General features: G+C 45.0%; 11 protein-coding genes. 5 read left to right on the forward strand and 6 right to left on the reverse strand.

Translation table 11 applies throughout. The features are described 5' to 3' along the window. Positions 1–163: 163 nt before the first annotated feature. Positions 164–1,258 (reverse strand): type IV pilus assembly protein PilM, encoded by a 1,095-nt coding sequence (gene pilM, locus QUB51_RS24885; protein WP_333055140.1) that lies wholly within the window; start codon positions 1,256–1,258, stop codon positions 164–166. A 174-nt stretch (positions 1,259–1,432) separates the two neighbouring features. On the opposite strand from pilM, the gene QUB51_RS24890 reads away from it, so the two are divergent. Together QUB51_RS24890 and QUB51_RS24895 are read left to right on the forward strand one after the other, a co-directional pair. Next, a complete protein-coding gene (locus QUB51_RS24890) occupies positions 1,433–1,669 on the forward strand; it encodes a hypothetical protein (RefSeq protein ID WP_333055142.1) in 237 nt (78 codons plus the stop codon). Between the two features lie 145 nt (positions 1,670–1,814). Then, entirely contained in the window at positions 1,815–3,098 is a 1,284-nt protein-coding gene (locus QUB51_RS24895) for a sugar ABC transporter substrate-binding protein (protein WP_333055143.1), read from the forward strand. A gap of 209 nt (positions 3,099–3,307) precedes the next feature. On the opposite strand, the gene QUB51_RS24900 is transcribed toward QUB51_RS24895, so the two are convergent. Next, complete coding sequence (locus tag QUB51_RS24900) at positions 3,308–3,739, reverse strand: type II toxin-antitoxin system VapC family toxin (protein ID WP_333055147.1); 432 nt, start codon at positions 3,737–3,739, stop codon at positions 3,308–3,310. Continuing rightward, entirely contained in the window at positions 3,736–4,461 is a 726-nt protein-coding gene (locus QUB51_RS24905) for a hypothetical protein (RefSeq protein WP_333055150.1), read from the reverse strand. The genes QUB51_RS24900 and QUB51_RS24905 overlap by 4 nt, the downstream gene beginning before the upstream one ends. A gap of 449 nt (positions 4,462–4,910) precedes the next feature. Here QUB51_RS24905 and QUB51_RS24910 point away from each other — a divergent pair, with 449 nt between their 5' ends. After that, a complete protein-coding gene (locus tag QUB51_RS24910; RefSeq protein WP_333263028.1) occupies positions 4,911–5,486 on the forward strand; it encodes a Uma2 family endonuclease in 576 nt (191 codons plus the stop codon). 5 nt (positions 5,487–5,491) lie between these two features. Here QUB51_RS24910 and QUB51_RS24915 read toward each other — a convergent pair whose 3' ends face one another. Continuing rightward, positions 5,492–6,757, reverse strand: coding sequence for a folylpolyglutamate synthase/dihydrofolate synthase family protein (locus tag QUB51_RS24915; RefSeq protein ID WP_333263024.1), 1,266 nt, complete (start codon positions 6,755–6,757; stop codon positions 5,492–5,494). 158 nt (positions 6,758–6,915) lie between these two features. Between QUB51_RS24915 and QUB51_RS24920 the strand changes: the two genes are divergently transcribed. Beyond that, complete coding sequence (locus tag QUB51_RS24920; RefSeq protein ID WP_333263021.1) at positions 6,916–7,896, forward strand: DNA cytosine methyltransferase; 981 nt, start codon at positions 6,916–6,918, stop codon at positions 7,894–7,896. A 158-nt stretch (positions 7,897–8,054) separates the two neighbouring features. On the opposite strand, the gene QUB51_RS24925 is transcribed toward QUB51_RS24920, so the two are convergent. Together QUB51_RS24925 and rsmI are read right to left on the reverse strand one after the other, a co-directional pair. Continuing rightward, positions 8,055–9,272: a glycosyltransferase gene (locus QUB51_RS24925; protein WP_333263018.1), complete on the reverse strand. Its 1,218-nt coding sequence runs from the start codon at positions 9,270–9,272 to the stop codon at positions 8,055–8,057. 83 nt (positions 9,273–9,355) lie between these two features. After that, positions 9,356–10,237, reverse strand: coding sequence for a 16S rRNA (cytidine(1402)-2'-O)-methyltransferase (gene rsmI, locus QUB51_RS24930; protein WP_333263015.1), 882 nt, complete (start codon positions 10,235–10,237; stop codon positions 9,356–9,358). A 71-nt stretch (positions 10,238–10,308) separates the two neighbouring features. Between rsmI and QUB51_RS24935 the strand changes: the two genes are divergently transcribed. Further along, entirely contained in the window at positions 10,309–11,169 is an 861-nt protein-coding gene (locus QUB51_RS24935) for a sugar kinase (protein WP_333055163.1), read from the forward strand. Positions 11,170–11,325: the final 156 nt, after the last annotated feature.

The raw sequence follows: 11,325 nt of genomic DNA on the forward strand, positions 1-11,325 counted from the left end.
GGGGCTGCTTCTACCTCAGATATATTCTACCTTTTACCTTCTACCTTCTACCTTCTATCTTCTACCTCCAATATTCTACCTTCTGCTTTCTGCCTTCTTCTTTTGGAAGGGGTTTTTACCTCAAATTCTCAAATCGGTTTTTCTCTCATCTAAAACTGTTAGGTCACATAACCTCCCTTAGTCCTAAACCTAGGGCGACTCCTAAACCTGCTCGCTGTTCTGGGGTAATTTCTTGGCTGATTTCGACTCCTAGGGTTTCGATGGGATCGACTTGAGATGCGGGCAAGCTTAATCTTTGCATAAAAAATTCGTCGAGTTTGCCGATCGCAGCTCCCGGACCCGCTAGCAGTAGTTGCGCTACTTCGAGTTCTTCGCTCTGGTTGAGGTAAAAGTCTACTGAGCGGCGCAGTTCGTCTGCTAGTTCTCCCAATACTTTAATCATCGCATTTGTTCCCGGATTGGCGTCTCCCGATGCGCCCATTGTATCTGTGACTGGCAGGGTCATGCCTTGCAGTTCGCTGGTGTCTCTGGTTGGTGGCAGGTTCATGGCTTGGTTGAGGGCGGTCTGGATTTGGTAGGTGCCGATCGGGATGGTACGGTTGAACTGAGGTATGCCGTCCACTACTATAGCTAACTCGGTGCTGTCAAATTCTATGGCGGTGAGAACTGCTGCTTCTTGGGAGGAAAATTGTTGCAGTTGTTCTTTGAGGGTGCGGATTAGGGCAAAACTGGTTACTTCTAATACGTCTATAATCAATCCGGCTTCTTTGAATGTTTCGATGTATGTGTCGGTAACTTCTCTGCGGGTTGCTACTAAGACGACTTGCACTTTTTCTACTCCGTCGTCATCTACAAAAAGGCCTATTTTTTGATAGTCTACGTCGGCGTCTTCTCTAGGAAATGGCAAGTACAGTCCTGCTTCTGCGTTCATGTAATCCCGCAGTTCTTCTTCGTTGAGTTCTGCGGGAACTGGGATGAGGCGGATGACTGCTTCGCGGCCTGGAATGGCTGTGGCTACTCGCTTGGCTTTGATTTTGTTGTCCGTGAGGACGGTACGTATTAGTTCTGCCATTCCCGGCGGATCGACTATTTGTCCTTCTTGTACATAGTCTTCTGGAACTTCTATTGAGGCTAGGATGCCTAATTTTAATGCCTGAGCTTTCTTTTCAAGCTGAATGATGTTGATGCGGTCTGGGGCTATTTCGATCCCGATTCCTGGCTGGCGTTGGGAAAGTAGACCTTTGAAAAAGTTAACCATGTGATTGGGTCGCCGATAATTGCTATTTTTTTCTTTTGTAGTTGGCCAGCCTGATTCAGCGCGCAGGCGTGTTGGAGGGTTGGTTTCCAACTGCAGCCAGAGTGCTGTAATCTCGGTATCCCGCCTTCTTCTGCACAGCTCAGTCTGTGTTGCGCGATCGCTAGTTCCGATTTTATGCTATCCAATTTACTTGACAATAGCTATTCTGCGGAGAATGTCAATAAATTCCAGCTCGATCGACCGAAAACCCGCCGATTCTGCACAAAAACAGACTATCTCGCTCCTGAACCCAGGTACAAAACTCTGTTACTGACTCGTGAGCGCTTGATTCGGGCGATTCCCTACGGGATAGCTTCGCCGCGCGTGCCTTTGTCTGACAAGCGAATTTCCAAGGTGTTACCCGCCACGTGATTTATCTCGCGCAAGTCAATCGAAAGCATCTCAAATCTAAAATCCTTGCGTCCCCCGAATTTATCTCGCGCAAGTCAATCGAAAGCATCTCAAATCTAAAATCTAAAATCGAATGACGGTTCCCATAACTCTCAAATTTTATTCTATGAAACGTAAATCTTGGCAACTTTTTGCTGTTTTTGGGCTGGTGGGGCTGCTGCTGTCTGCGGTGGTGAGTTGCAGCAAGCCGGCTGTTAATTCCCAGGCAAATAATACGCAGGAAATCGAGTTCTGGACTATGCAGCTTCAACCTCAGTTTACTGAGTATTTCAACAAGACGATCGCCGGTTTTGAAGCGGAAAATCCGGGGGTGAAGGTGCGTTGGGTGGACGTTCCTTGGTCGGCGATGGAAAGCAAGATTTTGGGGGCTGTTTCGGCGAAAAATGCGCCGGATGTGGTGAACCTAAATCCCGATTTTGCTTCGCTGTTGGCGGGACGCAATGCTTGGCTGGATTTGGATTCTCGAATTCCGCAGCAAGTTCGCGAGCTCTATCTCCCAAATATCTGGAAAGCTAGTGTACTCGACGGCAAGACTTTTGGCATTCCTTGGTATCTCACGACTGGGGTGACAATTTACAATACGGAGTTGTTGAAGAAGGCTGGAATTGCTAAGCCTCCTGCTACTTATGCCGAGTTGGCAACTGTGGCGAAGCAGGTGAAGGAGAAGACTGGCAAGTTTGCTTTTTTTGTGACTTTTGTGCCGGAAGATTCGGCGGAAGTTTTGCAATCTTTTGTGCAAATGGGTGTACCTTTGGTGGATGCTAAAGGCAAGGCGGCTTTTAATACTGCTAAGGGCAAAGCTGTTTTTCAGTATTGGGTAGATTTGTACAATAACGGACTTTTGCCACAGGATGTTTTGGTGCAGGGACATCGCAGGGCGATCGAGCTTTATCAAGCTGGGGAAACTACTTTTTTAGCTTCGGGCCCTCAGTTTTTGAAGGCGATTGCTGAGAATGCTCCGAGTATTGGTGCTGTTTCGGCTGCTGCGCCTCAAATTACGGGGGAAACAGGTAAGAAGACTGTGGCGGTGATGAATTTGGTTGTGCCCCGCGACAGCAAGCGCCCTGATGATGCTGTCAAGTTTGCTCTGTACGTTACTAATTCTCAAAATCAGTTGGCTTTTGCTAAGGCTGCTAATGTTTTGCCTTCTACGGTTGAGGCTTTGCAGGACGATTATTTTAAGACTGTTTCTGCTGATGCTCCTGCTGCCGATCGAGCTCGGGTTGTTAGTGCTTCTGGGTTGACTTCCGCTGAGCTATTGATTCCGCCTTTGAAGGATGTTAAGAAGTTGCAAAAGGCGATTTATGACAATTTGCAGGCGGCAATGTTGGATGAGAAGTCGGTAGACCAAGCTGTTGCTGATGCTGCTAAGGCTTGGGATCAAAGGTAGTTTTTAAGTGAAGCTGGGGCGGGATTTTTTTTATTTCGCCCCTTGCTTTTTTAGGTCACTTGACGTATTATTAAATAATGGGAATCTGTGCCGCCATATATAAGCAGATATCAGCCTTTAAATGTAAGGTGCGTCGCCTCGCAGAGCTTCCAATCATCGCGAAAAATTCGATGGCGACGCACCTTACGATTAGCAATCGCCCCTTGTTTTTAAGGTTGAATTGTCCAGTCTTCCTGCACTAAATCAGGCACTTGCGAAAAATCTCGGTAGTTGCGCGTAACGAGGATAGCCTTATTAGCAAGTACAATAGCAGCAATCCGCAAATCTTGCGTGCCGATGCGTATTTTTTGACGGCGTAACTCAGTGTAAATAGTGAAAGCATTCGGGTCAAATTTCAGAATGTTGAGATTTTTGAAATCATCTAATGTATCCCATAACCTGGTGTAACCCCATACTAATTTGTCCGCTTGCGAAGATGTCGAAGCCTTTCTGATAAAATCGAACCAGCCGCGAATTACTTCCTCTACGGTTACGATAGTTACAGCAAGGTTTTCTGCGTTAACCTCGATTCGCTGCACCATCATTGGATCATTCTTTTGCCAATCGGAGAAACAATTCGTATCAAGTATGTATAGGCTCATTCTGTCTCAACCGCATCGTCAATTTGACTGTAATAAGCTTCGGTTTCTGCATCGAGTTCGCGGCGATATTCTTCTATGTGTGCCAATACCTCATCGTAATACGGATCGTTTTCATACTTACCAGCTAACCTCACCCAAGGATTGTTCGATCGACTATTCGTGAGTTTGACAGAGACGATTTCTGCTTCGGCTAGCTGGGCATTTACTAAATCGTGAAGGTTTTGCAGTGCTTGCGATCGCGTCTCGCCAAAAGCTTTGCATTCGGGCCATCCCAGCAACGCTGCACTGACTGTTGTGTCTGATTCGTTTTTAATGATTATGTGAGCAGTTGAGCTGTCGAGGTCGCCCCCAAAGTTAGTGCGATCGGCTGCGCGAATGTCGCAGGTAGCGTTACCTGTTAACAGTGTTTTTGTCTTGACTGTCTGCTTGGTGTTTTCCTGGCGCGGATTTTCTCTTTCTCCAATGATAAGCGGGTCTGCTTTGCGAAGCGCGTCAAGAAATTTGACCATGTTTACTCTCTCCTTGGTGTTTTCCTGGCCTAACTTTTCTATTACTGGCCCGATCGCCGAGGCAGGAGTTACCTTGACTGTAGAATCGATGTTTTCCTGACGCTGCTTGATTATGTTTCGCCTGAAAAGCTCGTCAAATAGTAAAGTTTGCTCTTGGGCTGGCAAAGCTTCTATATATTCAATTAGCCTTTGCACCGATATAAGGCTGCTCATAAACTTCTATCTCTAAATTTTTCTAAACTCACTTGTATTGTAACAAAAATTTGGCATTGGGCATTGGGCATTAGGCATTAATCTTTTTTGCTCTCGCCCCTTCCTTTTTTCGACCACTTGACGTATTATTAAATAATGGGAATCTGTGCCGCCATATATACGCAAATATCAGCTTTTAAGTTATTATCGAATGATGAAATTACCGCCTCTTCACAACGCGGAGTCGGAGGAGAACTCTGGATAAGTCAATCTCGACTATTTTAGAGGTAAATGTTTGTTGATAAAAACGATCGCTCATCCCAGAAACCGGGTTTCTTTATCCCGTGCGAGCCTCTTTCTCAATTCAGCTTAATTGATGATTTGTACGAATACAGCCTGAATTCCTCAAATATTCAGAAATTTGACTCGTGTTAAAATCAAAACTCAGCTCAGAATAGGATAAAATTCTTATGCCAGCGATGACACTCAAAGATTTAAACCAAGTTCAAACCCTTTTTTCCGAAGCGGGTTTAGATTACAAAATTGAACTAGAAGACGGGAGACTTTCAATTGTGGGGCCATCAGACATCGTATCCAGTGAAATCAGCAGTATTTTGATTCGTTTGCTGGGTAACTGGGTTTATCCCCGTCGCTTGGGGAGAGTCTTTGACTCCGCAGGCGGTTTCATCATGCCGGATACGAATGTGAAAGCGCCGGATGTTTCTTTTGTGCGCGCCGCCCGCTTGCGCCAAAGTCCGCGTTATTTTGGAGAACTTGTCCCCGATTTGGTGGTTGAGATTAAATCTCAGATCGATCGCATTAAGCTTATAGAAACCAAGGTTTTGAAGTTTATAGAGTTGGGTGCGATCGTCGGAATTCTGATCGATCCTGATGAAGAAACAGTGACTATTTATCGCTCTACAGGTGAACCGACTGTTTTAGGAAATGGCGATATCTTAACAGTAGCAGAACTTTTTCCCGGTTGGGAATTGCCCGTTTCAGAATTGTGGCCTCCAATCTTTACTGAGGAAGAAACACAATTCTGATGCGTTTAAGCTTGGGATTGTTGTTGTTGCAGAAAATAGCCGACGAGATAAAGGGAACCGCAAAGGATTGTGAGGTTGTCACCTGTAACAGCAGCATCTAAAGCTGTTGTTAAGTCGGGGAAGGCTTGACAGAGAGTTAATTCGGGGCAGATAATTTGAGCTAGGGTGGCTAATTCTGCGGGGGATGATGAGTTTTGATCGGGTACGGGAACTAGGTAAACTCGATCGCCCTTTTTGAGTAATGCTTTCAAAATATCATCGCAGTCTTTAGTCGCAAGAATGCCGATTACCCAGTTAATCGGTGACGGGTGATTGTTCAGGCGATCGACATATTCACGCAGGGCGATAGCTGCAGCCGGGTTGTGCGCGCCGTCAATTAATATGTGGCGGTTTTTCCAAGTTGTCTGCTGGAGTCTTCCGGGCCATTGGGTTGTGGCTATACCGTTTTCGATGGCGGTTGGAGAAATTTGCCATCCTTGGTTTTGGAGAGTTTGCAAAGTTGCGATCGCAATTGCTGAATTCATTAGTTGAAATTTTCCCAGCAGCGGCAATTGATATTTTATTTTAACTGCATTTTGATTTAACTGATATTCTGCGAATCCTTGTCCTAAATCTATAGCTGGTTTTACCCAAGTTGCCGGACAGTCTAATTCTTGAATGCGTTTTTCTACTACTATTCTAGCTGATTCTGGCAATTCTCCGATCACGGCCGGACATTTTGCTTTGAGAATTCCGGCTTTTTCCCCAGCAATATCGGCGACGGTGGGGCCGAGTATTTGCCAGTGTTCGAGACTGATAGAAGTGATGACGCTAGCGAGAGGTGTTTCGCAAACGTTAGTCGCGTCTAATCTACCGCCCAATCCAGTTTCTATGACTGCGATGTCTGTTTTTTGTTCTGCGAAATACAGCCAAGCTGCGGCGGTGATTATTTCAAATTGAGTGGGAGTTTCGGTGTTGTTTTCGGTGGCGGCGACAACTCGTTCTAGACACTGTTGCAATTCTGTTGGGGAAATCGGTTTTTGGTTGATGCAAATTCTTTCTGTCCAATCGATTAAGTGCGGGGATGTGTAGCGTCCAACTCGATAGCCTGCTTCTGTTAGTACGGAAGAGAGATAAGCGCAAACGGAACCTTTGCCATTGGTGCCGGCAATGTGGATAATGGGTACTTGTTGGTGGGGGTTGTCTAGTTTTTGGAGAAGTTGGTGAATTCTTTCTAGCCCCAGATGGACGCCGAAATGTTGGTAAGATTGAAGGATGGATTCTGTATTCATTGAGGATGATAAGTTCTGTTTGTGTGTGAATTAGATTTTTTTTATTAACCGCAGAGGGCGCAGAGGGCGCAGAGTGAGAGAAGAAAGAGATAGATATCTAAGAAAAGAGAGGTTTATAATTGATTTATTGTATTTATTGCGGGTGAAAAAAGGTGATTTTGGATATTATTTCTCTGTTTTCGGGTTGTGGGGGGTTGGATTTGGGTTTTCGGTTAGCTGGGTTTAATGCGGTTTGGGCGAATGAATATGATAAGTCTATTTGGGATACGTATAATTTCAATCATCCTGAAACTATTTTAGATCGCAGAGATATCAGAAAAATCAAATCTGATGAAATTCCCAACTGTATTGGGATAATCGGCGGGCCTCCTTGTCAAAGTTGGAGTGAAGCAGGGGCTAAGCGGGGGATTGATGACTGTCGGGGTCAACTTTTCTGGGAGTATATCAGAATTGTGCGGGACAAGCAGCCTTTGTTTTTTTTAGCTGAGAATGTTAGCGGTATTTTGGCGGCCAGAAACAAGGAAGCTTTTACTTATATATTATCGCAGTTTGAGGACATCGGGTATCGGGTTTCCTACAAGTTGGTGAATGCTAGAAATTTTGGGGTTCCGCAAGATAGGCAAAGGGTGATTGTTGTTGGCTATCGGGAAAATCTTGGTTTTAGTTTTGAGTTTCCCGAACCTGGAACCGAGGTTTTGACGCTGAAAGATGCGATTTTTGATTTGCAGGCGATCGCCCCTATGTCAGTTAAGGGTAAATTAGATAATTATCACGATTCTGTCCCAAATCACGAATGTGCGGATTTGGGGTTTTCGAGCATTTATATGTCGCGCAATCGAGTTAGAAGTTGGTCAGAACCTTCTTTTACAATTCAGGCAAGTGGCAGACACGCGCCTCTGCATCCTCAAGCTAGTAAAATGATTTTGGTTGGCAAAGACAAACGCATTTTTGACCCCAATTCGCCTCTGCCTTACCGTCGGCTTTCTGTGCGAGAGTGCGCCAGAGTTCAGACTTTCCCGGATGATTTTATTTTCAAATATAAGTATATTGCTGACGGATACAAAATGGTCGGCAATGCTGTTCCTGTGAATTTGGCGAGAGTTTTAGCCAGTAAGATTTTTGAGGATATTGCCAACTGAAGCCGACCATCTACCAGTCGCTAGGGAATGAATTCCACGGCGCTTTTAGCGAAAGTCATCGCTATAAAGACTAATCTCAAATCCGTATTATTCATCTCTCTCTTCTCCTCCTCTGTGTCCTCTGTGGCCTCTGCGGTTTAATAATTCCGAATTATCTGTCATTGAAACTTGGTTAACTGACCGAGATTGTGCCCAATCGCATTTGTTCCGCGAATATGAGACAAGGGAGAACCTCCGTACAAAAAGCTATTCAAACTAACTTGATAATTTTGTTGAACTGCTAAATCCAACCACAAATTGTTAATCGCCTCTCCCGGCTTGTAGTCGGGAATGTTGTGCTGATAATAAGGAAAACTGTCTATACAAGTATTGAAAAAGTTTTTCCGCCCGCAATGCTTTAAATACTGATATCGCGGTTTGAATTCTGTTTGATTTTCCAATACTGTATATATAGTATCTGCGAGAGATTCTGGGTCAAATTTGGCGTAAAGACCCGCACCTTCGGGGAAAACTGGCGATTGGCCTCTGGCGTATTGGTTGAATTCTTCAAAGCAAATTACTGGTACGTTGCAACTCATGGCTTCGGTAATTCCCCGGTTTTTTCCTTCGAGGAGGGAACCGAGGACGAATGCTTGTGCCCGCGAATAATATGTGGGGATTTCGCTGTAGTAGTCAACTCTCGGTACTAAGTTAATGTAGTCCGACGGATTGCCTAAAATTGCCTCTACTTGCCGCCATTCTTTTAAGGCGTACTCGTCGAGAGTTTTCAGGTTGCTAGCATCAAATTCGTGGCCGGTGACTACTGTTAATTTTATCGGTTTTTGCGGATATTTTTGACGGTAAACTTTTAAGGCTTTGGCTATGATTGGCAAATTTTTTTCTTCGGAAATTCGGGCGACGGCTAGCAAGTCGATGTCTTTGGCGGGGACGTTGCGCGGGGAAATTAAGTATTCGTTGATGAAGTCGGTGTCTTGTAGTGGTATGATTGGTTTGTGGGCGCGATCTGGATAAGTTTCGCGAAACCATTTATCCCGCTGCGGGTTTTTGTATAAACTAGAGTAGGCGTCAGCTATGGGGGCCCAGGAGTAGGAGATTCCGGGGGAATAGGTGAAGGATAAAAATACTGATGAAAGTTGGGGAAATAGTTTGTTTATTAGTTCGACTCCTTCGCTGAAGTAAATTCCTTTGATGAAACGCCCTTCGTAAAATAGTGGGGGAAGCAAGACGTAGAAACTGACGGTATCGAAGCGGTGGGGTTGGTCTTCAAATATCTCCCAGGTAAAGGCGTCTAAGTCTGCATAGATTTCGGCGATTGGTTTGTTGATGTGGGGGTTGCGTAAATATGGTTTTTGTCGATCGTAGTTTCCGCGTACCATATAATTCTGAGTGTGAGTATCTAGCTTTTTTTATTTAACCGCAGAGGGCGCAGAGGGCGCAGAGAAGAAGAGAAGAGAGTTATTCACAAGTTATCTAGGGGTTGTTCTAGTGATTCATTGTCGCCTATTGTGAGGGCGAGTTGGTAGATTTGGCGGCGGGGAAGGGATGTTTGTTGTGCTAGCTGGCGGCTGGCTTGGGAACGACTTATGCCTTCTGCTATTAATGTTTGCAATTCTGCTTTAATTGCGTCTTCGGAAAATATTGGTGAGGCTGTTTGGATGCCGGCTATTACGAGGGTAAATTCTCCCTGGGGTTCGCGATTGGTGTAAAGCTCGATCGCACTTTCTATACTACCACGCCAAAACTCTTCGTGCATTTTGGTTAATTCTCTCGCCAGCACAATCTGTCTGTCGCTTCCCAAACTATTTGCTAAATCTTGTAAAGTTTGTCGCAATCGGTGCGGAGATTCGTATAATATTATAGTGCGGGATTCTATTTGCAAAGCTTCTAAACTCTGTTGGCGTTCTTGACCTTTTACGGGTAAGAAACCTTCAAATACAAATCTCTCTGTGGGTAATCCTGATGCAGTTATGCCAACAATGCAGGCGGTCGGGCCGGGAATCGGAATAATGTTAATATTAGCATCGGCGCAAGCTTTGACTAACTCGTATCCGGGGTCAGAAATTCCCGGCATTCCGGCATCGGTGACGAGGGCGATATTTTTGCCTAAATGCAGTTTGTCGATGAGTTCGGGAAGTCGCTGGTGTTGGTTGTGTTCGTGATAGCTGATTTGAGGAGTTTTGATTTGGAAATGTTGCAAAAGTTTGCCTGTATGGCGGGTGTCTTCGGCGGCGATGAAGTCTACTGTTTGCAAGATTCGGATGGCGCGAAAGGTCATGTCTTCGAGGTTGCCGATCGGGGTTCCTACGATGTAAAGTGTTCCTGTATTGGGATTTGCTTGCATTTTGATATTTTGAAGTTTTTAACCGCAGATAAAGCACGGGCGGGACGCCCATGCCACACATTTAAGAAGATATGAAAACGGGATTGTTTTTGGGATTGGCAACTTTAGATTTAGTTTATTTGGCCGAGAAGCCTCCGGGTGAAAATCAGAAAGTTGTTGCTTCTGATTGTACCATTGCTGCGGGCGGGCCGGCGGCAAATGCTGCGGTCACTTTTAGCTATTTGGGGAATGCGGCGGTATGGGCCGGCGTTTTGGGCACTCACGCGATCGCCCAATTAATTCGTGCAGACTTAGCGGAGTATAATGTCAGGATAATCGATTTGGAACCGGGGCGATCGCACTCGCCGCCAGTTTCCTCGATTATTGTAACTGAAGCAACGGGCGATCGATCGGTAATTTCCATCAATGCTACGAAATCGCAAGTTGACAGTCAAACAATTAACCAGGATATTTTAACCTCAGTTAATATTGTACTGCTTGACGGACATCAAATCGCAGCCAGTCAAGAAATTGCTCAACTTGCCAAGTCAAAAAACATTCCCATTGTCCTCGATGGCGGCAGTTGGAAACCCGGATTAGAACAAATATTACCTTTTATTGAATGGGCTGTATGTTCGGATAACTTTCATCCGCCCAACTGCGACAATTCCGAACAAGTCTTTGCTTACCTCTCAGCAGCCGGAATTCCCAATATTGCCATCACTCGCGGCGAAAAATCAATTTTATACCTCAGCAATGGCAGTTACGGCACTATAGAAGTACCTCAAATTCAAGCCACAGACACTTTAGGCGCGGGCGACATCTTTCACGGCGCTTTCTGTCACTACATTTTGCAAAATAATAACTTTACAGATACTCTCACCGCATCAGCTAAAATCGCTTCCCATTCCTGCAAAAATTTCGGAACCCGCGCCTGGATGAATAAGAGTTAATTTTCAATTAAAATTAACCAAACTATCCGGTTAAAACCCCTCAAAGCTAGAAAACTTGAACTAGCAACACCTGTTAAGTTAAGTAGGTAGGCGTAAAAAAACCAAATCATGTTAAGATAAGTAAACACTCAAGATTTGATTTACAAAATCAACAAA

The sequence above is a fragment of the Microcoleus sp. AT8-A3 genome (genome assembly GCF_036705675.1).
Taxonomy (GTDB): domain Bacteria; phylum Cyanobacteriota; class Cyanobacteriia; order Cyanobacteriales; family Microcoleaceae; genus Microcoleus.